At 70.3% G+C, this 25537-nt stretch carries 17 protein-coding genes; 13 read left to right on the forward strand and 4 right to left on the reverse strand.

From position 1 onward, the window contains the following. The first annotated feature begins 69 nt into the window (after positions 1-69). From gdhA to GD748_RS07135, 3 genes are read left to right on the forward strand one after another with little or no spacing between them, the layout of a single operon-like run. Positions 70-1407, forward strand: a complete 1338-nt coding sequence (gene gdhA / locus GD748_RS07125; protein WP_152194530.1) for an NADP-specific glutamate dehydrogenase — start codon at positions 70-72, stop codon at positions 1405-1407. Then, entirely contained in the window at positions 1407-2168 is a 762-nt protein-coding gene (locus GD748_RS07130; RefSeq protein WP_193312906.1) for a copper homeostasis protein CutC, read from the forward strand. Before gdhA ends, GD748_RS07130 begins: the two co-directional genes overlap by 1 nt. 17 nt (positions 2169-2185) lie before the next feature. Further along, complete coding sequence (locus GD748_RS07135; protein ID WP_152194531.1) at positions 2186-2485, forward strand: MTH1187 family thiamine-binding protein; 300 nt, start codon at positions 2186-2188, stop codon at positions 2483-2485. Here GD748_RS07135 and GD748_RS07140 read toward each other — a convergent pair. After that, positions 2457-3962, reverse strand: a complete 1506-nt coding sequence (locus tag GD748_RS07140) for an MFS transporter (protein WP_226920919.1) — start codon at positions 3960-3962, stop codon at positions 2457-2459. The genes GD748_RS07135 and GD748_RS07140 overlap by 29 nt on opposite strands. Before the next feature lie 368 nt (positions 3963-4330). Between GD748_RS07140 and GD748_RS07145 the strand changes: the two genes are divergently transcribed. From GD748_RS07145 to purM, 8 genes are all read left to right on the forward strand, one after another. Next, positions 4331-6946, forward strand: a complete 2616-nt coding sequence (locus tag GD748_RS07145; protein WP_193312868.1) for a bifunctional metallophosphatase/5'-nucleotidase — start codon at positions 4331-4333, stop codon at positions 6944-6946. 606 nt (positions 6947-7552) lie between these two features. Next, positions 7553-10879: a beta-glucosidase gene (locus GD748_RS07150; RefSeq protein WP_193312869.1), complete on the forward strand. Its 3327-nt coding sequence runs from the start codon at positions 7553-7555 to the stop codon at positions 10877-10879. A gap of 247 nt (positions 10880-11126) precedes the next feature. Continuing rightward, positions 11127-14249 carry a beta-glucosidase gene (locus GD748_RS07155; RefSeq protein ID WP_193312870.1) on the forward strand — a complete coding sequence of 1041 codons (3123 nt, stop codon included), beginning with the start codon at positions 11127-11129 and terminating at the stop codon, positions 14247-14249. A 271-nt stretch (positions 14250-14520) separates the two neighbouring features. Next, positions 14521-14919, forward strand: a complete 399-nt coding sequence (locus GD748_RS07160) for a sterol carrier family protein (protein ID WP_193312871.1) — start codon at positions 14521-14523, stop codon at positions 14917-14919. After that, entirely contained in the window at positions 14916-15506 is a 591-nt protein-coding gene (locus GD748_RS07165; protein ID WP_152194536.1) for a hypothetical protein, read from the forward strand. Before GD748_RS07160 ends, GD748_RS07165 begins: the two co-directional genes overlap by 4 nt. Before the next feature lie 46 nt (positions 15507-15552). Continuing rightward, entirely contained in the window at positions 15553-17076 is a 1524-nt protein-coding gene (locus GD748_RS07170; protein WP_152194537.1) for an RNB domain-containing ribonuclease, read from the forward strand. A gap of 85 nt (positions 17077-17161) precedes the next feature. Continuing rightward, positions 17162-18871, forward strand: coding sequence for an amidophosphoribosyltransferase (gene purF / locus GD748_RS07175; RefSeq protein ID WP_226920923.1), 1710 nt, complete (start codon positions 17162-17164; stop codon positions 18869-18871). Beyond that, complete coding sequence (gene purM, locus GD748_RS07180) at positions 18868-20001, forward strand: phosphoribosylformylglycinamidine cyclo-ligase (RefSeq protein ID WP_152194538.1); 1134 nt, start codon at positions 18868-18870, stop codon at positions 19999-20001. The genes purF and purM overlap by 4 nt, the downstream gene beginning before the upstream one ends. A 408-nt stretch (positions 20002-20409) precedes the next feature. Here purM and GD748_RS07185 read toward each other — a convergent pair whose 3' ends face one another. Continuing rightward, positions 20410-20598, reverse strand: a complete 189-nt coding sequence (locus GD748_RS07185) for a DUF3073 domain-containing protein (protein ID WP_152195030.1) — start codon at positions 20596-20598, stop codon at positions 20410-20412. Between the two features lie 278 nt (positions 20599-20876). On the opposite strand from GD748_RS07185, the gene GD748_RS07190 reads away from it, so the two are divergent. Next, positions 20877-21104: a BldC family transcriptional regulator gene (locus GD748_RS07190; protein ID WP_152194539.1), complete on the forward strand. Its 228-nt coding sequence runs from the start codon at positions 20877-20879 to the stop codon at positions 21102-21104. Between the two features lie 44 nt (positions 21105-21148). Here the strand turns inward: GD748_RS07190 and GD748_RS07195 are convergent, their stop codons facing one another. Next, positions 21149-21436 carry a DUF3618 domain-containing protein gene (locus tag GD748_RS07195; protein WP_152194540.1) on the reverse strand — a complete coding sequence of 96 codons (288 nt, stop codon included), beginning with the start codon at positions 21434-21436 and terminating at the stop codon, positions 21149-21151. Further along, a complete protein-coding gene (locus GD748_RS07200) occupies positions 21433-21876 on the reverse strand; it encodes a phage holin family protein (protein ID WP_226920924.1) in 444 nt (147 codons plus the stop codon). Before GD748_RS07200 ends, GD748_RS07195 begins: the two co-directional genes overlap by 4 nt. Positions 21877-22250: 374 nt before the next feature. Here GD748_RS07200 and GD748_RS07205 point away from each other — a divergent pair, with 374 nt between their 5' ends. After that, positions 22251-25508 (forward strand): ExeM/NucH family extracellular endonuclease, encoded by a 3258-nt coding sequence (locus tag GD748_RS07205; protein ID WP_152194541.1) that lies wholly within the window; start codon positions 22251-22253, stop codon positions 25506-25508. The last annotated feature ends 29 nt before the right edge of the window (positions 25509-25537 follow it).

The raw sequence follows: 25537 nt of genomic DNA on the forward strand, positions 1-25537 counted from the left end.
GCGTCGAGCACACGAACCACCGGTGACCGCGCCGCCGAGCGCAGGTCGCCTGCGAGGAGAGAGAGCCACATGCAGCAGGAGCTCCAGGAGGTCTACGACGAGGTCCTCCACCGCAACCACGGCGAGCCCGAGTTCCACCAGGCCGTGCGCGAGGTCCTCGAGACGCTCGGCCCGGTGGTCGACAAGCACCCCGAGTACCGCGAGCACGCCATCCTGCGACGGGTCGTCGAGCCCGAGCGGCAGATCATCTTCCGGGTGCCCTGGGTCGACGACTCCGGCCGCGTGCAGGTCAACCGGGGCTTCCGGGTGCAGTTCAACTCGGCTCTCGGTCCCTACAAGGGCGGCCTGCGGTTCCACCCGAGCGTGAACCTGGGGATCATCAAGTTCCTCGGCTTCGAGCAGGTCTTCAAGAACTCCCTCACCGGCCGGGGGATCGGCGGCGGCAAGGGCGGCTCCGACTTCGACCCGCACGGTCGCAGCGACGGCGAGATGATGCGCTTCTGCCAGTCGTTCATGACCGAGCTGCACCGGCACATCGGCGAGCACACCGACGTCCCGGCCGGCGACATCGGGGTGGGCGGCCGCGAGATCGGCTACATGTACGGCCAGTACAAGCGCCTGACGAACCGCGCCGAGATGGGCGTGCTGACCGGCAAGGGCATCCCGTGGGGCGGCTCGCGCGCCCGCACCGAGGCCACCGGCTACGGGGTGGTCATCTTCGCCGACCGCATGCTCAACACCGTCAAGCAGTCGATGGAGGGGCAGCGGGTCGTCGTCTCCGGCGCCGGGAACGTCGCGATCTACGCCGTCGCCAAGGCCCAGGAGCTCGGGGCTGACGTGGTGACGGTCTCCGACTCCTCCGGGTACGTGGTGGACGAGGCCGGCATCGACCTCGCGCTGCTCCAGCAGGTCAAGGAGGTCGAGCGCGGACGGCTCTCGGACTACGTCGAGCGCCGCCCAGGCGCCCGGCTCGTGCAGGGTGGCCGGGTCTGGGACGTCCCGTGCACCGTCGCCCTCCCGTGCGCCACCCAGAACGAGCTCGACCACCACGCGGCCGAGACCCTGGTCAAGAACGGCACGGTGGTCGTGGCGGAGGGCGCGAACATGCCCAGCACGCCCGACGCCGTCGAGGTCTTCCAGGGCGCGCACGTGCTCTTCGGGCCGGGCAAGGCCGCGAACGCGGGCGGGGTGGCGACCTCGGCGCTCGAGATGGCGCAGAACGCCTCCCGGGAGCCGCTGACCTTCAACGAGGTGGCCTCCAAGCTCGAGGGCATCATGGAGCGCATCCACCACAAGTGCGCAAGCACCGCCGAGGAGTTCGGCTCGCCCGGCGACTACGTGCTCGGCGCCAACATCGCCGGCTTCCGCAAGGTGGCCGACGCGATGCTCGAGCAGGGCGTGGTCTGATCCCGACCGCAGCTCCCGCGCCGCGCCTGGAGATCGCGGTCCAGGACGTCGACGGCGTGCGGGTCGCCGCCGCCGGCGGGGCCGACCGGGTCGAGCTGTGCCAGGCACTCGCGGTCGGCGGGCTCACCCCGAGCGTCGGGCTGGTCGAGGTCGCGACGACGGTCGGGCCGGACGTGCACGTCCTGGTCCGGCCGCGCCCCGGCGGGTTCGTCTACACCGCCACCGAGGTCTCGGTCATGGTGCGTGACGTCGAGGCCCTGGTCGACGCCGGCGCGAGCGGCGTCGTCGTCGGGGCACTCACACTCGACGACGGAGCGCCCGCCCTGGACCGCCATGCTCTCAAGGCCCTCGTGCGAGCCGCGGAGGGACGCCCGGTCACGGTGCACCGGTGCGTCGACGTGCTCCTCGGTGCGCCGCACCGCCTCGAGCCGGCGGACCTGGTGGAGCAGCTGCTGGCGCTCGGCATCAGCAGGGTCCTGACGTCCGGCGGGGCGCCGCGCGCCCTCGAGGGGACGCCGGTGCTCGGTGCGCTCGTCGGTGCCGCCGCAGGGCGGCTGGAGATCATGGCCGGCGGGGGAGTGCACCCCGAGCACCTGGCCGCCCTCGCCGAGGCCGGCGTCGACGCGATCCACCTGTCGGCCCGGGCCGCCGCGACCGACGCCGGACCCGCGGGGCCAGGCGGGGGCCCCGACTCCTACGACCGCACGGATCCCGACCTGGTGGCCGCCGCGCGCGCCGCGATCGACGCGGGCGCCGGCTGAGCGCCTAACCTGGCGGTATGCTCTTCGCCTTCTCCGTCGCCCCCACGACCGCCGACACCCCCGACGGCTCCGTCAGTGCCGCCGTCGCCGAGGCCGTGAAGATCGTGCGCGAGTCGGGGCTGCCGAACGAGACCACCGCCATGTTCACCACCCTCGAGGGCGAGTGGGACGAGTGCATGGATGTGATCAAGCGGGCGACGGAGGCGGTGACGGCGACGAGCCCCCGGGTCAGCCTGGTGATCAAGGCCGACATCCGTCCGGGGTTCACCGGGCAGATCGCCGAGAAAGTCAGGCGGGTGGAGGACCACCTGGCGTAGCCGGCGAGCGTCCCTCCTGGCCGCGGCGACGGAGCGCGTCGACGATCCCGACGACGAGGGAGAGTCCGAGCAGTGCCAGGGTGACCCGCAGCGCCACGCTCAGCGCCGGCCCGTAGCCGTCGGCCAGGGCGTCGGGGCCGGCCCCGGCGGCGAGGTCGGCGAAGAAGACGGCGCTGATGACCGCCACCCCGAGGGACGCGCCGATCCGCTGCGTCGTCTGCAGGACGGCGCCCGCGGTGCCGCCGCGGGCCACGTCGACGTCGGCGAGGGTGAGCGTCTGGTTCGGGGAGATCACGACGCCGTTGCCGAGCCCGGCCAGCGCCAACCACCCCGCCATGCCCCACGCCGCGGCGGTCCCCTCGAACCTGCCGACAGTGATGTCGACCCCGATGATCCCGAGCGCCATCACCAGGATCCCGGCGACGACGATCCACCGGCCGAACCGGGCCACGAGTGCTCCGCTGCGGGCGGAGGACACCGCGCCCAGGAGGGCGAACGGCGTCTGCACGAGCCCGGCCTCGAGCGGCGTCAGGCCGAGCCCGGTCTGCAGGTAGAGCGTCCCGACCAGGAAGATGCCGGTGAAACCGGCGAAGTACGCCGTGCCGAGCGCGGTCCCGAAGGTGAAGGACCGTGTGCGCAGGAGCGCCGCCGTCACGACCGTCGAGCGGCCGGCCCGTTCGGTGCGGCGCTCCCACCAGGCGAAGAGGGCGAGCAGCGCCGCGCCCGCGGCGATGAGCCACCACGGACCCCGGTCGGGATCCTCGGCACCGATGATGAAGGGCAGCATGAGGCACAGGGTGGTCGCCGCGACGAGCGCCAGGCCCACGAGGTCGACGTCGAGCCGGCGGAGCAGGTCGAGGGTCGGCCGCGGGTGCGCCCTGGGGAGGTGGCGCAGCGCGAGGGGGACCAGGACGGCGCCGATCGGGACGTTGACGAGGAACACCGCCCGCCAGCCCTCGGCCTCGCCGAAGAGTCCGATGAGGACCCCGCCGAGCAGCGGGCCGGTGGCGGTGGAGACCCCGATCGTGGCCCCGTAGAGGCCGAACGCCCTGCCTCGCTCGGCGCCGCGGAAGAGCTGCTGGATGAGGCCGATCACCTGCGGGTTGAGCAGGCCGGCGGCGATGCCCTGGAGCAGTCGGGTGATGGCGAGCATCTCCGCGGAGGTGGCGAACCCGCAGGCCGCCGAGGCCACGACGAAGGCGGTCAGCCCGACGACGAAGACCTCGCGCCGGCCCATGAGGTCACCCAGCCTGCCCGCCGGTATGAGTGCGAGGCCGAACGCGAGGGTGTAGCCGGCGACGATCCACTGCAGCTCGCTCGGTCCGGCGTCGAGGGAGGCCTCGATCGGCGGCAGCGCGACGTTGACGATGGAGACGTCGAGCAGCGTCATGAACCCGGCACCCAGGCAGATGGCGAAGGCCCGCCAGCGGGTGCGGTCGTCGTCGGTGGCGGCCGGTCCTGCCGCGCGGGTGCTCACCGCACAGGTCTAGCAGGCGGCGGAGAGAACCGAAACGTGGGCCCGACGACGGCGAGCCGTCTCGTCCCCGGGGGCTCCGGCCGTACTTGGCAGCGAGAGGCTCGGGTTCTCTGACGACCGCCGGGAGAACACTCGGAGAACTCTTGGATCGGCAGACCGAAAGCGGTGACCGGTGTCACAGCGCTCCACTAGGGTCCGAGACGCCACTGTCCCTCTGAGCATCGGGGTATCCCACAATGACTCATGCGAGTACGCGTCCACACGGACGCAGTTTCGTACGGCCAGCAGCGACGATCAGCGTCGCCTCGCTGGCCGCTCTTGGTCTCACAGTTCTACCGGCGGGCGCCGTGTCGACACAGGCGTTGTCCGTGACCGTCGATGTCCTGGCGTTCAACGACTTCCACGGTCGACTCGAGGCGAACCAGGAGTCGGCCGGTGCCGCGGTGATGGCCGGCGCGGCAGACGAGTTCCGCGCCGCGAATGCGGACACCGTGCTCGTCTCCGCCGGTGACAACATCGGCGCATCGACGTTCACCTCGTTCGTGCAGGACGACGAGCCGACCCTCGCTGCGTTGAACGAGATGGGCCTGTTCGCCTCCGCCGTCGGCAACCACGAGTTCGACCAGGGTGCCGACGACCTCACGGGGCGGGTGAGCGCCTCTGCGGACTTCCCCTACCTCGCCGCCAACGTGACCGGTGAGGCCGATCCGGCGCTGCCGAACGTCGACGAGTACGCCATCTACACCGCGCAAGAGGGGACCGCGAACGAAGTCACGATCGGGTTCGTCGGCGTGGTGACGCCGGAGGTGCCATCTCTGGTGACGCCGGCGGGGATCGAAGGGCTCGAGTTCGGCAACATGTCCGAGGCCGCCAACCGGGTGGCCGAGCAGCTCTCCGACGACGATGACGCGAACGGCGAGGCCGACGTCGTCGTGATCCTCGCCCACGACGGCGCCGCGAGCCCCGAGCTGGCGGCCGCCACGGGGGACACCGCTTTCGGTGAGCTCGTCAACCAGGCGAGCGACAACATCGACGCGATCGTCTCTGGGCACACTCACGTGCTGTACGACCACGACATCGACGGGCTGAAGGTCACCCAGGCGAGCCAGTACGGCGAGTACCTCACGAACCTCCAGTTCACGGTGGACCCCGTCTCGGGTGACGTGATCGCGTCGACCGTCGAGCAGGTCGACCTGGTGGACAGCAGCACCGAGGACGAGGAAGGCGAGACGCTCTACGTCGCGAACTACCCGGCAGACCCCGAGGTCGAGACGATCGTGACTGACGCCGTCGCGGTGGCCGAGGAGCGGGGGGCCGAGGTCCTCGGCGAGATCACGGCCGACTTCAACCGCGCTCGTCAGACGAACGGGTCGGAGAACCGCGGTGGCGAGTCGACACTGGGCAACTTCGTCGCGGACGTGCACCTGTGGGCGACGCAGGAGCTCGGTGCCCAGATCGCGTTCATGAACCCCGGGGGTCTTCGGGCAGACCTGACGTACGCCGGCGAGGAGGGCTCCGACACCAACATCGATGGCGTCGTGACCTTCGCAGAGGCCGCGGCGATCCAGCCCTTCGCCAACACGCTGGTCACCAAGGATCTGACCGGTGCCCAGATCATGCAGGTGCTCGAGGAGCAGTGGCAGCCCGCCGGTGCCTCACGGCCCTTCCTCAAGCTGGGCGTCTCCGAGGGCTTCGAGTACCTCTACGACCCGACGGCGCCGGCCGGCGAGCGGATCATCGGTGCGACGCTGGACGGCGAGCCGCTCGACCCCGCCGCAACCTACAAGGTGGTCATGAACTCCTTCCTCGCCTCCGGCGGGGACAACTTCACCACCTTCGCGGAGGGCACGAACGCCGCGGACTCCGGCCGCGTCGACCTGCAGGCGATGGTCGACTACCTCGGCCAGGAGGACGCGGAGCCCTCGAGCCCCGACCTCGCCCAGCGCGCCGTCGGCATCACCGCCGACGGTGAGCTCGTCGCCGGTACCGAGGTCACCTTCGACCTGTCCTCCCTCGACTTCAGCACCAACGAGACCGACGCCACCGAGGTGACGCTCTCGCTCGGCGGCGAGGAGCTCGGGTCGGACGAGGTAGACCCGGCGATCGTCGACACGACCGACGAGGTCGGTCGCGCGTCGATCACGGCGACCATCCCCGGGCTCTCTGCCGGTCTCCACGACCTGACGGTCACCACGGACGTCGGCACCGAGATCACCTACCCGGTCGAGGTGACCGAGGCCACCGAGCCCGAGGAGCCGGAGGAGCCCGGTGAGCCGGAGGAGCCGGGCGAGCCGTCCGACGCCAAGTTCGGGTTCTTCCTCAACGACGCGTGGGACACCACGGCGAACCACGTGTTCATGTACGGCCGGTTCGCCGACGAGGTCCTGATCGGTGACTGGGACGGTGACGGCACCGACTCCATCACGGTCCGTCGGGGGAACGTCTTCTACGTCTCCAACGAGCCGCGTGGTGGGGAGGCCGAGCACGTCTTCGTCTACGGCCGCCCCGGTGACACGGTCCTGGTCGGTGACTGGGACGGCGACGGCATCGACACCCTCGCGGTTCGGCGCGGCGCCGAGTACCACGTGAAGAACAACCTCGCCGGCGGCCCCGCCGACCAGGTCGTGGTCTACGGCCGCTCCGGTGACCAGGTCGTCGTCGGCGACTGGGACGGCGACGAGCTGGACACCTTCGCCGTACGGCGAGGTGCCCAGTACTTCGTCAAGAACACCATCGCCGCCGGCGAGGCGGACCAGGTCGTCGTGTACGGCCGGGCCGGGGACATCACCCTGGCCGGTGACTGGGACGGCGACGGTGACGACACCTTCGCGGTGCGTCGTGGTGCGACGTACTACGTGAAGAACACCATCGCCGCCGGCCAGGCCGACATCGTCCTGGTCTACGGCCGCGCGGGCGACGAGGTCTACGTCGGTGACTGGAACGGTGACGGCGAGGACACCCTCGGCGTCCGCCGCGCACCCTGATCCGAGACCGCACAGCACAACCTGGCAGTAGCAGCGAGGCCCGCACCCGAATCACCGGGGTGCGGGCCTCGCCGCGTCGGGAGGGCGTCGCCGAGGACGACTCGAACCCATGGTCGCCACCCCGCACCGCACCTGCTTCTCGCTCTTCTCGTCCGTTGCCTTGCCGACATCGGCCGAGTGAGTATGCTCGCGATCGTTACCAAGGGTGGTAACTGACGTCGCTCGTAGGGGCTCGGGCGTTCCTACGAAGTCACCGGGGCACGGCAGATGTGTCCTGGCTGGTTCGAGCGGTCACCCTCCGGCCGCCTGGACATCACCGAGGGACACCCGGCACGGGCGCCGCCCCGGTATACCAGGCCGCGCCGCACTGCTCCGGGGAGAGCGACGTCCGCCGATCTCCACATCGCATACCGCTCGTCGACGGCGGACCGCCGGGTTCACAGGCGCATTCCGTCCTCACGTCGGCAAGGCACACATCCTGCAAGACCCTCAGCTGGGAGGGAGGCCACGGCACCTGTTCCGCTCCGATTCCGCCTGTGGGCGCCTGGTCCGCGCTCGAATCACCCAGAACCTGGAGAGTCAACGATGACTAGACACCGTGGCCTCGTGCGAAGAGCGATCTATTCCGCACTCGGCGTCACCCTCTTCGCGGGGCTCATGGTCCCGCCCGCATCCGCTCAGGAAGACATGCCCTGGATGGACACCTCTCTCCCACCGGAAGAACGCGCCACGCTGCTCATCCAGGCGATGACCGAAGAGGAGAAGATCGAACAGATCGCGATGGAGCTCGACAACGCCGGACCGACCAACGACAACGAGAATCCTCCACCGGACGGCAACGAGGATCTGCCGGGCTGCGAGTGGTACGACGTCGGCCGCCACCTCGAAGGCATGCTCGAGAAGGGCATCCCCAGCATCCGCATGATCAACGGACCGTCCGGCGTCGGAGGTGGCGACTGCCGAGACGACCCGTCGGCGACCGGCCTCCCGTCCGGCATCGGCGTAGCGGCGTCGTTCGACCGCAATCTCGCCTACGAGTGGGGTGACATGGCCGGCGCGGAGGTTCGCGCGAACGGGCACGCGGTCTTCCTCGCACCTGGCGTGAACCTCGGCCGTGTCGCACAGGCGGGCCGGAACTTCGAGTACTTCGGCGAAGACCCGTACCTGTCCGGTGTCATGGGCGTGGAGCAGATCCTGGCCATCCAGTCCAACGATGTACACGCGAACGTCAAGCACTACGCCTTCAACGAGCAGGAGACGAACCGGCGGTCGATGAACACCATCATCCCGCCCCGTGCCGCGCACGAGCTCTACCTGCTGCCCTTCGAGATGGCGGCCAAGGACGGCGACGTCGCATCGATGATGTGCTCGTTCCCGCGCATCTACGGCGTCTACGCCTGTGAGAACCCGGAGCTGCTCACCGATGTCGCACGCGAGCGCTGGGACTGGCACGGCTACATCCTCAGCGACCGTCGCGCCACCCTGAGCACGATCGACTCGATCGACGCGGGATTCGACCTCGAGTTCCCCCGCCGGGTCTACTTCTCCGAGGAGCGCATCCGGGGCGCACTGGCCGGGGATCTCGGACCGACGGACGACGGGGAGAACGAGCTCCCGGCGGAGGAAGGCGAGATCACCTGGGAGCAGATCGAGACGATGCTCCACCGGCGTTTCACCCAGATGTTCAAGTTCGGTCTGGTCGACAACCCGGTCACCGGGTTCATGGAGGAGGACGCGAAGGAAGACCTGCTCGCGGACCACAACGACCGAGCCCTCGCCATGGCCGAGGACAGCATGGTGCTCATGAAGAACGACGACGGCACCCTCCCGCTCGACGCGGGTGCGCTCGACTCGGTCGCAGTGATCGGTGCGCGCTACTTCGCCGAAGACGCGAAGTTCGGCCCGAACTCGCCGAACCTCGACTCGACCGTCAATGCGCCGGACGAGTACATCGTCGGTGGTGTCGAAGGCATCGAGAACACGCTCGAGGACCTCGGCTCCGACACGGAGGTGGTGCCGTACTTCATCGACGCCGGCGAGGACAGCGAGGACTACACGACGGCCATCGAAGCCGCCGACGACCACGACGCCGCGATCATCATGGTCGGTGACCTCTCCGTCGAGGGCTCGGACCGCAGCACCCTGCGCCTGCCTGGTCCCGACGACGTTGTGGACCCGGACGAGGAGGGGTACATCAACTTCGACCAGGAGCAGCTCATCCGCGACGTGGCCGCCGTGAACCCGAACACGGTCGTCGTGCTGAAGAACGGCGGCCCGGTCCTCACGGGCTGGCGCGACCAGGTCCCGGCGATCCTCGAGGCCTGGTACCCGGGCCAGACGGACGGCGACGCCGTGGCCAACGTGCTCTTCGGCGTCGTCAATCCCTCTGGCAAGCTCCCGATGACCTTCCCGATCACCGAGCGGGAGGCCGCCTTCGCCACGGAGTCGCAGTTCCCGGGGATCCCGACGGACGCGTTCGAACCACAGCCTGGCGACCCGGAGTTCGGCACCGAGACGGACGAAGTGCTCGAGTCCACGTACTCCGAGGATCTCGAGATGGGATACCGCTGGTACGAGGCGCACAACATCGCGCCGGCCTTCGCCTTCGGGCACGGCCTGTCCTACACGACGTTCGACTACAGCGACCTGAACGTCATGCGACTAACGGGCAGCTCCGGTGAGCCGGCGCTGCGAGTCAACTTCACCGTCACCAACACCGGTGACGTCCGCGGTGCCGAGGCGCCGCAGGTCTACCTGACGCTGCCCGACGAGGCGGACGAGCCGTCCAAGCGGCTGGTGCAGTTCGACAAGGTCGATCTCCAGCCGGGGGCGAGCGAACGCGTCTCGTTGGTCATCGACTCCGGTGCCTCCAACCACCCGTTCTCCTACTTCGTCCCCGAGCCCAACGGGACCTGGGCGGACGGCGAGTGGGCCACGCCCGACGGTCCGTTCACGGTCCACGTGGGTACCTCGTCCGCCGACACGGCGCTGGAGGAGGCCGGCCTCACGCTGACCGCACCTCCGGAGCTCCAGCCGGTCACGCCCGCTCCGGTCACGTTCTCCGACACCAACAGCACCTACACGGTGCCGAGCACACCCGGGGTCGAGTACGTCGTCGGCGGTCAGGTGGTCGCGGCGGGAACGCACACCGGGAGCGGCATGGTGACGGTCATGGCGCGAGCGCTCGATGGCTTCGTCCTGGCCCCGGGGGCGACGGCGGAGTGGTCGCACACCTTCACCGCGCCGACCGGGCAGTTCGGGTTCTTCCTGAACGATGCGTGGGACACGACGGCGAACCATGTGTTCATGTACGGCCGGTTCGCTGACGAGGTCCTGATCGGTGACTGGGACGGTGACGGCACGGACTCGATCACGGTCCGTCGTGGGAACGTCTTCTACGTCAACAACGCCCCGCGTGGTGGTGAGGCGGAGCATGTCTTCGTCTACGGCCGGCCCGGGGACACGGTCCTGGTCGGTGACTGGGACGGTGACGGCGTCGACACCCTCGCGGTGCGGCGCGGCGCCGAGTACCACGTGAAGAACAACCTGGCCGGCGGCCCCGCCGACCAGGTGGTGGTCTACGGCCGCAGCGGTGACCAAGTGGTCGTTGGTGACTGGGACGGTGACACCCTGGACACCTTCGCGGTGCGCCGTGGTGCGCAGTACTTCGTCAAGAACACCATCGCCGCCGGTGAGGCCGACCAGGTCGTGGTCTACGGCCGGGCCGGTGACATCACGCTCGCCGGTGACTGGGACGGTGACGGCGACGACACCTTCGCGGTGCGTCGTGGCGCGACGTACTACGTCAAGAACACCATCGCCGCCGGTGAGGCCGACATCGTCCTGGTCTACGGCCGGGCTGGCGACGAGGTCTACGTCGGTGACTGGAACGGCGACGGCGAGGACACCCTCGGCGTGCGCCGCGCACCCTGATCCGAGACCCAACGGTGCGGTGCCCGACCGGGAGGACCGGGCACCGCACCACCCGAGACAACCAGACGAGAGGGGCGAGGAGCCAGCACCAGCGGTGCGGGCCCGCTCGTCCCGGTCGGCGGCCGAGAGACCGTCGGCCGTGGGGCAAGAAGGGAGGCCACGGCACCGTCTCACCACTTCGAGCGCCTGGTCCGCGCTCGATCGACCCGAACCTGGAGAGTCAATGATGACTAGGCACCGTGGCCCTGTGCGAAGACTGGCATATCCCGCACTCGGCATCGCTCTTTTCACCGGGCTTGTCGCCGGCCAACCGGCCGCAGCCCAGACCGTCGACCCCTGGCGGGACACCAGCCTGTCCGCGGAGGAACGGACCGAGGCTCTGCTCGAGGAGATGACGCTGGACGAGAAGTTCCAGCAGATCAGGATCTCCCGTATCTACGAGGACGCGGACACCGGACAAGGCCCGATCGTCATCGAGGGCCGCTCCGGTACCAGCGAGTACCAGAACGGCGTATTTCCGCCGCTCGGCACCCTGCCGGGTTGCACGTTCCAGGACACCGGCCGTCAGATCCAGGGCATCGAGCGTCTCGGCATACCGACAGTGCGCATGACGAACGGTGGCACCGGAGTCAAGGGTGGCTCCTGCGGGGACGATCCCGAGGCGACCGGCGTGCCGTCGACGAACGCCGCCGCCGCGACCTTCGACCGCGGACTGAATTACGAGCTCGGACGGATTCTCGGCGAGGAGACCCGGGCATTCGCCCATCAGGTCATGCTCGGACCGGGCATGAACCTCCTCCGGGTGCCGCAGGGCGGGCGGAACTACGAGTACTTCAGCGAGGACCCGTACCTGACCGGCGTGCTCGCGACGGAGCAGGTGCAGGGCATCGAGGACCAGGACATCCAGTCGCAGCTCAAGCACCTGGCCGGCAACGAGCAGGAGACCGAGCGCTGGACGATGGGCGTGCAGGTGCCCTCCCAGGCGATGAACGAGCTGTACATGCTGCCGTTCGAGATGACAGTGCGCGATGCTGAACCGGCGTCGGTCATGTGCTCCTTCCCGGACGTCAACGGCACGTACGCGTGCGACAGCTCCGAGCTACTCCAGGACGCCCTGCGGCGGAACTGGGGCTTTGACGGCTGGGTCATGAGCGACCGACGTGCCATCCACGACACCGTCGCGGCAATCCGGGCAGGCACCGACGTCGAGCTGGACTGGGCTCCGCAGTACTACACGGACGAGAAGCTCAATGCCGCGCTCCGAGCCGGACAGATCACCGAGGGCGACATCGACGACCTGCTGCGCGAGCGGTACATCAAGATGATCGAGTTCGGTCAGATGGACACCCCGTACGACGAGTTCATGTGGGACAGCGTCGACCTGATGGCGAACGGGCAGTCTGCTCGTGAGATCGCCGAGGGAGCCATCACGCTGCTGAAGAACAGCGATGAGTTCCTGCCGCTGAGCGGCGAGGAGCAGTCGATCGCCCTCATCGGCGCGGAGTGGTACGCGGGCATGGCGAAGATGGCGCCGCGCTCCATCCGGGCCAACAACGAGAATGTCGTCACGCCCTACACCGTCACCCCGGAGGAGGGGCTCAACAACGTCATCGACCAGCTCGGCTACGACTCCACGGTGACGTACAACGACGGCTCCGACCCTGAGGCGGCGGCCGAGCTGGCGACTGAGTCCGACCTCGTGATCCTCATGGCCGGCGACGACCCGCACGAGACGGAGGATCGCGAGACCCTCGGCTTCCCGATGATCGACGTCGACATCGCCCCCGAGGAGGATCCGGCGGAGTGCCTCGAGACGCCGGAGGAGTGCCTCGACCAGGAGGCTCTCATCGACGCTGTGCTGGCGGAGAACGCGGCCAAGACCGTGGTTGTGCTCAAGACCTCCGGTGCGGTCCTCATGCCGTGGCTCAGCAGGGTCCCAGCCGTCGTGGAGGCCTGGTACCCGGGCATGGAGGACGGCAACGCCGTCGCCAACGTCCTGTACGGGCTGGTCAACCCCTCCGGCAAGCTGCCGATGACGTTCGGGGTCACCGAGCGTGAGGCGGCCACCCAGACCGTCGAGCAGTTCCCCGGTACCAGAATGGACACCGGCAAGGCCGGTGGTCCCGGTGCCTACGGCGACGGGTCCGACCAGCTCATCGCCCAGTACACCGAGGGGCTCGAGATGGGCTACCGCTGGTACCTGGCGCACGACGTCGAACCCACCTTCCCGTTCGGGTTCGGCCTGTCGTACACGACCTTCCAATACAGCGACCTCGCCGTGACGCCGATCGTCGGCGAGTCGGGCGAGCTCGGGGCGCAGGTCGACTTCACCATCACCAACACCGGTGACGTCGCAGGCGCCGAGGCTGGCCAGGTGTACCTCACCCTGCCGGACGAGGCGGGGCAGCCGTCCAAGCGGCTGGTCCAGTTCCACAAGGTGTACCTGGAGCCGGGGGCGAGCGAGAGAGTCTCGCTGCCGGTCGACTCCGGTGCGTCCAACCACCCGTACTCCTACTGGGTGCCGGACGAGCCGGAGAACCTGGGCAACTGGGCGGACGGCGAGTGGGTCACCCCCGACGGGGAGTTCACGGTGCACGTCGGTGCCTCATCAGCGGACACCCCGCTGACGGAGACTTTCGAGCTCGTGGCCCCGACGACGCCGGAGGAGCCCGAGGAACCGACGGAGCAGCAGTTCGGGTTCTTCCTCAACGATGCGTGGGACACGACGGCGAACCATGTGTTCATGTATGGCCGGTTCGCTGACGAGGTCCTGATCGGGGACTGGGACGGGGACGGCACGGACTCGATCACGGTGCGTCGTGGGAACGTCTTCTACGTCAACAACGAGCCCCGTGGTGGGGAGGCCGAGCACGTCTTCGTCTACGGCCATCCCGACGACACGGTGCTCGTGGGTGACTGGGACGGTGACGGCATCGACACCCTCGCGGTCAGACGTGGGGCGGAGTACCACGTGAAGAACAACCTCGCGGGTGGTCCGGCCGACCAGGTCGTGGTGTACGGCCGGGCCGGTGACCAGGTGGTGGTGGGTGACTGGGACGGTGACACCCTGGACACCTTCGCGGTGCGTCGTGGTCCGACCTACTACGTGAAGAACACGATCGCTCCGGGAGAGGCCGACCAGGTTGTGGTCTATGGCCGGGCGGACGACATCACTCTCGCGGGTGACTGGGACGGCGACGGCGACGACACCTTCGCGGTGCGTCGTGGTGCGACGTACTACGTCAAGAACACGATCGCTGCCGGTGAGGCGGACATCGTGCTCGTCTACGGCCGCGCCGGCGACGAGATCTACGTCGGTGACTGGAACGGTGACGGCGAGGACACCCTCGGCGTGCGCCGGGCACCCTGATCCGACCAACCGGTGCGGTGCCCGACCTGGAGGACCGGGCACCGCACCAGCAGCACAGAGCAGTACCGGCGCGGCCCGCACCTCAGGTGCGGGCCCCGCCGCCGGTCGGGGTCCCGGTACGGCTCCCGGTCAGCCCCCGGGACCGCGGCCGGTCTGGTCCTGGAGCGGCCTGCGGCCCGCGTCCAGGGCCGCTCTCGGACGGGCTTGCCCGGCCCTGGTGATGCGGGACGCACCAGCGGCTGACCGCGCCCGCGCGGGTACCGTGGAGCTCGTGCCACCCCGCCGACGCATCGACCCCACCGAGGGCATGGCCGCCGTCGCCTCGTGGACGGCGGCCCAGAGCGAGGGGGCCGCAGCCGTACCGCCCGCCGTGGTGCGCACCGCCGTGCGGTTCACCCTCGAGGAGCTCGCGGTCAGCTCGCCCGGCAACTCGGTGGAGGTCCGCGTGCCACCCGCCGGCGCCGTCCAGGCCATCGCCGGACCGCGCCACACGCGTGGCACGCCACCCAACGTCGTCGAGACCGACCAGGCCACCTGGCTCGCCCTGGCCACCGGCATCCTGACGTGGGACGACGCCGTCGCCGCCGGCCGTGTCACCGCCTCCGGCACCCGGGCCGACCTCAGCACGGTGCTCCCGCTCGTCACCAGGACAGGTAGGTTCACCTCGTGACCAGCCCGGACCCTCCCGACGACGGCCCCCGTCCGGACCATCCCGACGACGGCCCCCGCCCGGACACCGCCGGCGACCGCACGCACCAGAGCAGTGCCGGCGACGGTCCTCGCCCGGACGCCGGGGGTGAGCCGCGCGCCGACGGAGCCGACGTGTCGCCCGGGCGCGAGCCGGCCGAGGCCGTCGGGCCGTCCGACGTCGAGGACGCGGTGCCACCTGCGGAGCAGAGTGAGACCGACGCCGGCCCGCACGCTGCGGAGCAGGCGACAGGCCCGGACGGCAGCATCCGGCCGACGCCGGACCCGGCGCGCCAGCAGTTCGTGGACCCCGCGACGTTCCGCAGGGCCCCGCGGTTCGGACGGTTCATCCTCCTCGGCGTCCTGCTGGGCGCCCTGCTCTCGCTCGCGCTGGTCCTGTTCACCGAACCGGGCGAGCTGGCGAGCTCGGACCTGTTCCTGCTGCTGTTCCTCTCGCTCGGCCTGTTCGGCGGCCTGGCCGGGGCCGTGGTCGCCGTCATCCTCGACCGCAGATCGCTGCGGCGGCGAGACCGGCGCGCCTCGTCGGCCCACGCGACGACTCCCGACTGAGCCTCACGCCCCTGCGGACGCGCCCACGGCGCAATAGTGTTCCACCGTGCCCACACGTCAGCTCACCCTCGACACAGCACCGCCCGAGCAGGTCCGCACCGCGCTCGAACGGCTACGGGTCGAGCTGGAGATCGAGCCTGACTTCCCGGCCGACGTCGTCGCCGAGGCCGAGGCGGCAGCCCGCGCTCCGTTGCCCGACGTCGACGCCACGGACATCCCCTTCGTCACCGTCGACCCGCCCGGGTCACGCGATCTCGACCAGGCACTGCACATCGAGCGCGACGGCGACGGTTACCTCGTGCACTACGCCATCGCCTCGGTCGCCAGCTTCGTCGAGCCGGGTGGCGCGATCGACCGCGAGGCGCACCGGCGCGGCGTGACCGTCTACGGACCGGCCGGCTCCTTCCCGCTGCACCCGTCGGCACTCAGCGCCGGCGCAGCCAGCCTGCTCGAGGGCGAGGACCGCCCCGCCTGCCTGTGGCACCTGCGCCTCGACGCGACCGGTGAGATCCGCGACGCGCGGGTCGAGCGTGCGACCGTGCGCTCGCGCGCCCAGCTCACCTACGAGCAGGTGCAGGACGCGCACGACGGCGGCCCCCGCCTGCCCGACGGCGTCCCCACCGACCTGCCCGAGCTGCTGCGCGCCGTCGGCGAGCTGCGCGAGCGGCTCGAGCGCGAACGGGGTGGCGTCTCTCTCGAGATCCCCGAGCAGCGTGCCGAGCAGAACGACCACGGCTTCATACTCAGCTACCGGGCGAACCTGCCGGTCGAGGGGTGGAACGCGCAGATCTCCCTGCTCACCGGGATCGCGGCGGCAGCCATCATGCGTGCTGCGGGGGTCGGCGTCCTGCGCACCCTGCCCGAGGCCGACCCACGAGACCTCGAGCGACTGCGGCGTACCGCCGCCGCCCTGAACGTGCCGTGGCCCGAGGGCACCACCTACGGGGAGCTGCTCCGCACCCTCGACTCGACGGTCCCCGCGCACGCCGCCTTCCTCAACGAGGCGACCACGCTCTTCCGCGGCGCCGACTACGTCGCACTCGGCGTCGCGACGCCGGAGGACGGCCGGGACCAGGAGCGCGCCGAGCCGAACACGCGCCACGCCGCCATCGCCGCCGAGTACGCCCACGTCACGGCGCCGCTGCGCCGCCTGGTCGACAGGTACGGGCTCGAGGTGTGCCTCGCGCACTGTGCCGGGACCGAGGTGCCGGACTGGGTGCTCGAGGCGCTGCCCGGTCTGCCGGCGACCATGGCCCGCACCACCCAGCGTGCCAACAGCTACGAGCGTGGCGCGGTCAACGCACTCGAGGCGCTCGTCCTCGAGGGGCGGGTGGGGGAGACGTTCGACGGCGTCGTCGTCGACCTGTCCGACGGTTCTCGGCGGCGTCGCCGTGACGGCGAGAGTCCTGCGGAGGGCGGTCCGGAGGTCGACTCCGGCACTGTCACCATCCGTGAGCCCGCCGTCCGCGGCAGGGTCGAGGGGCTGAACCTGCCCGTCGGCGAACGGGTGGACGTCACGCTCGCCGAGGTGGACGTCACCGAGCGGCGGGTGCTCTTCACTCTCGCTTGACCAAGGCGCACACGGGCTGTGACGTGCGTCCCGCACGGGCTGGACACCCCGCGAGGGACCGGTGCAGGTGTGCGACCATGGCGCGGTGGCACGCGGAGACGGACGGCTATCCCACGAGCTCCTGCCAGGCGAGAAGGGGCCGCAGGACGAGTGCGGTGTCTTCGGCGTCTGGGCGCCCGGGGAAGAGGTCGCCCGACTGACCTACTTCGGGATCTACGCCCTGCAGCACCGCGGGCAGGAGTCCGCCGGCATCGCCACCTCCAACGGTGGGCAGATCCTCGTCTACAAGGACATGGGCCTGGTCTCGCAGGTCTTCGACGACCGCGCGCTCGAGCCGCTGACGGGCCACATCGCCCTCGGCCACACGCGGTACGCCACCACCGGTGCGTCGTCGTGGGAGAACGCCCAGCCCACCCTGGGCCCCACCGCCGCCGGCACCGTGGCCCTCGGCCACAACGGCAACCTGACCAACACCCGGGTCCTGATGGATCTCGTGCGCGAGCGCTTCGGTAAGGACCTGCGCGGCGAGCTGGGCCGCGGCTCGTCCACGGACACGGCAGTGATCACGGCGCTGCTGGGCGGCACGAGCGCCGCCGGCGACCGGCTCGAGGACGTCGCGATGGAGGTCCTGCCGCTCCTCGAGGGCGCCTTCTCGCTCACCTTCATGGACGAGCACACCCTCTACGCCGCCCGCGACCCGCAGGGCTTCCGCCCGCTGGTGCTGGGCAGGCTGCAGCGCGGCTGGGCGGTGGCCTCCGAGACGGCGGCCCTGGACATCGTCGGCGCCACCTTCGTCCGCGAGGTCGAGCCCGGCGAGATGCTCGTCATCGACGCCGACGGCCTGCGCTCGCGCCGGTTCGCCGAGGCCGCCCCCAAGGGCTGCGTCTTCGAGTACGTCTACCTCGCCCGCCCGGACACCAACATCGCCGGACGCAACGTCAACGCGGCCCGCACCGAGATGGGACGGGCGCTGGCCCGCGAGCACCCGGTCGAGGCCGACCTGGTGATCCCGACCCCGGAGTCGGGGACGCCGGCCGCCATCGGCTACGCGCAGGAGTCGGGCATCCCGTTCGCCCAGGGGCTGGTGAAGAACTCCTACGTCGGCCGCACGTTCATCCAGCCCACCGACACCATCCGCCAGCTCGGCATCCGGCTCAAGCTCAACCCGCTGCGCGAGGTGATCGCGGGCAAGCGTCTCGTGGTGGTGGACGACTCGATCGTCCGCGGCAACACCCAGCGCGCCCTCGTGCGGATGCTGCGCGAGGCCGGCGCGGCCGAGGTGCACGTGCGCATCTCCTCGCCGCCGGTGAAGTGGCCGTGCTTCTACGGCATCGACTTCGCCACCCGCGCCGAGCTCATCGCCAACGGGCTCACGACCGACGAGATCCGCGACTCCCTCAGCGCCGACTCGCTCGGCTACATCTCGCTGGAGGGAATGGTCGCGGCCACCACGATCGACGCCGACCGGCTCTGCACGGCGTGCTTCTCCGGCACCTACCCGGTGGCGATCCGGGAGGGGGCCACGGTCTCCGGGGCGGACGCCCCGACCATCCCCGACGCCGGTGACGACCCGACGGCGGGGCCCGAGGTTCCCGGCGTCCCCGCCGAGGCCGCCGACCCCAGGGCGACGTCGCGCCAACCTGCGGCGACGCCGCCCGAGCCTGGGACGCCGCCGTCCGCGCCCGCCGAACGGGATGCGCCGTCGACGCGGCCCGCCGAACCGGGGGCGTCGTCGCCTGGGCCGGTCCGTCCCTCAGCAGCGCCCACGCCCTCGACCTCAGGAGCACCGCAGTGACCGAGCCGACCGACGCCCCCCGCGCACCGATCACCTACGCCGCCGCGGGGGTCGACACCGAGGCCGGGGACAGGGCCGTCGAGCTCATGAAGGAGGCGGTGCGCGCCACGCACACCTCCGGCGTCGTCGGCGGGGTGGGCGGGTTCGCCGGGCTGGTGGACGTCAGCGCCCTCAAGGACTACCGCCGGCCGCTGCTGGCCACCTCCACCGACGGCGTGGGCACCAAGGTCGCCATCGCGCAGGCTATGGACGTCCACCACACCATCGGCCACGACCTCGTCGGCATGGTCGTCGACGACATCGTCGTCGTTGGTGCCCGGCCGCTGCTGATGACCGACTACATCGCCACCGGGAAGGTGGTCCCCGAGCGCGTCGCGGACATCGTCCGCGGCATCGCCGAGGCTTGCGCCGTGGTGGGGACGCCGCTCCTGGGCGGGGAGACCGCCGAGCACCCGGGTCTGCTCGGCGAGCACGAGTACGACGTCGCCGGCGCCGCGACCGGCGTGGTCGAAGCCGACGCCGTCCTGGGGGCCGGACGGGTGCGGGCGGGGGACGTCGTCGTCGCCATGGCGGCCTCCGGTCTGCACTCCAACGGCTACTCCCTGGTGCGCCGCGTCGTCGACGTCGCCGGCTGGGCGCTGGACCGGCACGTGCCCGAGCTCGGCCGCACGCTCGGGGAGGAGCTCCTCGAGCCCACCCGCCTGTACACCCCGGCGTGCCTCGACCTCGTCGACGACCCCGCCATCGACGTCCACGCGTTCAGCCACGTCACCGGCGGCGGGCTCGCCGCGAACCTCGCCCGGGTGCTGCCTCGTGGCCTGGTCGCCGACGTGGACCGCGCCAGCTGGGTCGTCCCGCCGATCTTCGACCTCGTCCGCACGCTCGGCCAGGTGCCCTGGGAGGATCTGCAGGGCACGCTGAACCTCGGTGTCGGCATGGTCGCCGTGGTCGACCCCGCGGGCGTCGACGCCACTCTCGCCGCCGTCACGGCGCGCGGGGTGGATGCCTGGGTGCTCGGGACCGTGTCGACCGACGACGGCGCACCGGGCCCTGACGCGTCCGCGATCCGCGGGACCAAGGGCGTCGACGGCGGCGCCGTCCGCCTGACGGGTGCCTACCGGACCGCGTGAGGGGTCCCCTCCGCCACGGCGGGGGCTCCTCGGTCATGGCGGGGCCTCTCCGCCACGGCGGGGGCGTCTCCTCGGTGACAGCGGTGGGCTGCTCGGTTCCGTCGGGCGTCTCCTCGGTGACAGCGAAGGGGCTTCTCGGTCGCGCTGACGAGCGTCCTCCGTCATGCCGAAGGATTTCGTACCGATATCCGGTACGAAATCTTCAGTCTGCTGCCGCGCGCGCGGCGCGGACGTGGGCACGCCTGAGCACCGCAGGGTGGACGCGAGTGGCCTGAGCACCGCGGGTGGATGCGAGCACGCCTGAGCACCGCAGCAGCTGGTGGAGCTGGTGCGGTGCTGCAGGTTGGCGAGACGGACCGGTCGGTCGCTACCTGAACATCCACCCGACCCGAAGGGCCGGCCGGTGGATCAGTGGGACGAACGGATGTCGTCCCAGTCGTCCGTGGCGGGAGGGATGTCCTCGTAGTCGTCACCGGCTACGTCGTCAGTACTCGACGTGAGCTCTCGCTCGAGAGCTCGGTAGTCGGTCTCGGGGCTGAAGTACTTCAGCTTGCGAGCGACCTTCGTCTGCTTGGCCTTTTGACGGCCGCGCCCCATGGCGTCGACCCCCTCCAACGTAGAACCGGGGCAGGCACCATCTGGTGCGGCCCCGTGTTTATGGTCATCTGTGTCGTGGGGCCAACCGTACATGGTCGAACGCCCCCACAGCCATTCCTGGGGGGCTCCGGCCCTGTGTGAAGCGTCTCGGTCCGAGCGAACCATAAGCCGCAATCGTCCACATTGTCGGGACCATGGGCCCGGGTCCTGGGCCTCGGGCAGTGTTTCACTGGCGTCAGTGCGAGAGCGCACCGCGCCGAACTGCGAGGAGGGACGTCATGACCACGACCGAGGGGGTACCCGAGCAGCTGCTCACCCCGTCCGAGGTGGCTGCGAGGTTCCGGGTGGATCCGAAGACGGTGACCCGGTGGGCGAACGCCGGCAAGCTGTCCTCCATCCGCACGCTCGGCGGGCACCGGCGGTTCCGTCGCGAGGAGGTCGACGAGCTGCTCGTCGCCAGCGGCATGGTCGTGGACGGGCGCGACGGCGACGCCGCAGCGGGCTGAGGCGGCCGATAGTCGAGCGTTGTGACGGGTGCGCGCTCCGCTGGTCAGCGCCCGCGGAGGCGGAGCGTGACGATGAGCGCGACGACCGCGATCCCGGCGCCGAGCAGACCGAGCGCCTTAGGGTCGCCCGAGGTGACGTCGTCCTTGAAGACCTTCGCCTTCTCGCCCGCCTCCTTGGCGGCCGCCCGCGCGCTCTCCTTCGCGGCGTCGACCTGTGCACGGGGGTCGAGCCGGTCGCTGAGCTCGTTGACGGTGTTCGTCAGGTCGAGCCGGGTCTTGGCGAGGTCCGCCTCGATCTGCTCGGGGGTGCGCTTCTTGGCGTCCTCGCTCACTTCTTGATCCCCTTCTTCACCGCGTCCAGGTCTTCCTTGAAACCCTCCTGAGGCTTCGGTGCGTGCTGCTTGGAGGCATCGATCTTCTTCTTGCCCAGCATGGCCGCGATGCCGGCGATGATCAGCAGCACGACGCCGATGATGAGCGCCGAGAGCCACGCGGGGAGCACCGTGGCAAGGCCCAGCACGGCGGCTGCCAGGAGGACACCGACCGCGTAGAGCGCGACGACGGCGGCCGCGCCGAGGAAGCCCGCACCCGTGCCGAGCTTCTTGCCCTTCTCCGCGAGCTGGGTCTGCGCCAGCTGGAGCTCGTCCCGGATGAGGCTCGAAAGCTGCTCGGACACCGAGGCGACGAGCTCACCGATGGTCCGTCCCTTGCCGGGGCCCGGAACCGGGGTCGCCTCGACCACCGGGGTCGTGTGGTCGGCGGATGTGCTCACCGCGATCGTCTCCTCGTGGCGCTGCCAGGCGCCTAGGTTGCACTGTGGGCATGCCGCCCGGATCGCCCCATGATTGCGGTCCCTGGGCGTGCGTGCACGTCCAGGTGCTCAGGTTCCCACGAAAGCGCCCCGGGGGAAGACCGGTTCGTGTACCGGCGCCGGACGGCTTCGTGTACCGGCGCCGCACGGCTTCGTGCCCGGCGCCGGACGGCTCGCCGGATGCGGACGACTGGTTCGCACCTTGTCGAAGCACACTGTTCACCCGTCGTTACCCGCGTTCTCTACACAGGTTGCGCGAGTGCCGTTACCGTGAGTCGTCTCACTCCCCGGACCCAGGTCAACGGCGACCGGGTCCTTCCGACGAAGGAGCGCACGTGCGAAAGAGATCCGTCCTTCTGGTGCCGGCGATGGTGGCCGCCACCGCCGTCCCCCTCGGCATGGCGACATCCGCCGCGGCCGAGACGCCCACCGAGCTGTTCTTCTCCGAGTACATCGAGGGGTCGAGCAACAACAAGGCGCTGGAGATCTACAACGGCACCGGTGCCGCGGTGGATCTGTCGGGCTACAGCGTGGAGATGTTCTTCAACGGCTCCACGGCCGGTACCGAGTTCGAGCTGGCCGGGACGGTCGCCGACGGTGACGTCTTCGTCCTCGCCCACTCCTCCGCAGACCCGGCAGTTCTGGCCCAGGCCGACCTGACCAGCGGCGCCGGATTCTTCAACGGTGACGACGCGGTCGCGTTGACCAGGGACGGCGCGATCGTCGACGTGATCGGGCAGATCGGCTTCGACCCGGGCAGCCAGTGGGGCACCGGCGACGTCAGCACCGCCGACAACACCTTGCGGCGACTCGCGTCTGTCTGTGCCGGCGACACGGACGGGTCGGACCCGTTCGACCCGGCGACGGCGTGGGCCGGCTTCGCGACCAACACGTTCGACGGGCTCGGTGCCCACACGACGGAGTGCGAGCCCAGCGGACCCGTGGATCCGGTGATCAACGAGTTCTCGGCGAGCACCGCCGGGACCGACGTGGAGTTCATCGAGTTCCTCGCCGAGCCGCTGACGGACCTCTCCGGCTACGCCGTCCTCCAGGTCGAGGGCGACTTCAACGCGACGACGGACCCGCGCGGCGTGGTGGACAGCTCTCATCCTGCCGGCACCACTGACGCAGACGGGTTCTGGCTGGCTGCTCTTGACCCCAACACGCTCGAGAACGGGACGATCTCCCTGCTCCTGGTCTCCGGGGACGTCACCGGCGTCGTCGGCACCGACATCGACGTCGACAACGACGGCGTGATCGACGACGGGCTGCCGTTCGAGGTAGTCGACTCCGTCGCGGTCCACGACGGCGGTGCTGACGACCTCACCTACGGGGCACCGGCGCTCGGCGTCTCCTACGACGGACTCCCGTTCGCCCCCGGCGGTGCCTCACGCATCCCGGACGGCACCGACACGGACAGCGCCGCCGACTGGGTCCGCAACGACTTCGACCTCGCCGGCCTCCCCGGGTTCACCGGAACTCCGGCCGTGGGCGAGGCCTACAACACCCCGGGCGCCCCGAACGCCGTCGTCGAGCCGCCGGAGCCGGGCGACGACACCTGCGAGACGCCGATCACCCCGATCTACGAGATCCAGGGCGACGGCGCGGCGAGCCCGCTGGACGGGCAGTCGGTCCTGACCGAGGGCGTCGTCGTCGGTGAGTTCATCACCAGCGACGGCGACCGCGCGGTGTACATCCAGGACGCCGAGGGCGACGGCGACCCGGCGACCTCGGACGGCATCTACGTCTTTGCCGACGTCGCGGACGACATCGTCGTCGGCGACACCATCCGCGTCCGTGGCACGGTCGACGAGTTCTTCGAGATGACCGAGCTGACGAACGTCGCCGCCGTCTTCACCTGCGGCGACGGGACCACCGAGATCGCCCCGACCGAGATCGTCCTGCCGCTCGCCGGCCCGGACGCGCTCGAGCCGCTGGAGGGCATGCTCGTCACGCTCCCGCAGGAGCTGACGATCGCCGAGTACTTCGAGTTCGACCGCTTCGGGCAGATCGTGCTCAGCCTGGGCCGGCATATGACCCCGACCGCGGTCGTCGAGCCCGGCCCCGCGGCCATCGAGCTGGCGGCTCAGCAGGAGCTGGAGCGCATCAGGGTCGACGACGCCCGGGGCAGCCAGAACCCCGACCCGGCCATCCACCCCAACGGGGAGGAGTTCACCTTGGCGAACTCCTTCCGCGGCGGTGACCTCGTCACCGGCGTCACCGGGGTGCTCGACTACCAGTTCGGGAACTACGCCATCCAGCCGACACAGGGTGCGGAGTACACCGCTGTCAACGAGCGGCCGACCGAGGCGCCGGACGTCGGCAGTGACTTCACCGTCGCCTCGTTCAACGTCCTCAACTACTTCACCACCCTGGGCAGCCGCGGCGCGGACACGGCCGAGGAGCTGGAGCGCCAGGAGGACAAGATCGTGGCCGCGCTCGCGGAGATGGACGCCGACGTCGTCGGCCTCATCGAGATCGAGAACAACACCGCGGCGATCGCACGCCTCGTGGACGCGCTGAACGCCGAGATGGGTGCGGGCACCTACGACTACGTCGACACCGGCGTGATCGGTACCGACGAGATCAAGACCGCGTTCATCTACCAGCCGGCCTCCGCCGCGCTGGTCGGTGACTACGCGATCCTCGACTCGTCGGTGGACCCGGACTTCATCGACACGGCCAACCGTCCGGTGCTGGCCCAGACCTTCGAGGACCTGGCCACCGGGGGCGTCGTGACCGTCGCCGTCAACCACCTCAAGTCCAAGGGGTCGGACTGCGACGCCCTCGGCGACCCGGACACGGGGGACGGCCAGGGCAACTGCAACCTCACCCGCACCGCTGCCGCCGAGGCCATGGTGGAGTGGCTCGCCGGCGACCCGACCGGGAGCGGCTCCGAGAACAACCTGATCATCGGAGACCTGAACGCCTACGACAAGGAGGACCCGATCGACGCGATCGTCGGCGCCGGGTACACCGACCTCATCGCGCTCTACGAGGGTGAGAACGCCTACTCGTACGTGTTCGACGGCAAGCTCGGCTACCTCGACCACGGCCTGGCCAACGACGCGCTGCTCGACAACGTCACCGGTGCGGCCGTGTGGAACATCAATGCCGACGAGCCGGACCTCATCGACTACGACATGACGTTCAAGCAGCCCGCGCAGGACGCGCTGTACGCGCCGGACCCCTACCGGTCCAGCGACCACGACCCGGTGCTGATCGGGCTCGACCTCGCGACCCCGGACACGGTCGCACCGACCCTGACGGTGGAGCTCAGCCATGAGTCGTTGTGGCCGGCCAACCACAAGTACGTCACGGTCACCGCGGAGGTCACGGCCGCCGACGACTCCGGCGACGTCACGGTCGAGCTGGTCGACGTCACCTCGAACGAGCCGGACAACGGGCCCGGTGACGGCAACACGGTCGACGACATCGTGATCGTCGACGACACCACGTTCCAGCTCCGTGCCGAGCGCGCCGGGGGCGGTGACGGCCGGATCTACACCGTCACCTACCGGGCGACGGACGCGGCCGGCAACGAGACCACCGCGACGGCGACCGTCACCGTCCCGGTGGGCAGGGGGCGGTAGCCGCCGACCTGCTGACCGGCGAACGGTCC

Source organism: Georgenia subflava, from assembly GCF_009193155.1.
Lineage (GTDB): Bacteria > Actinomycetota > Actinomycetes > Actinomycetales > Actinomycetaceae > Georgenia > Georgenia subflava.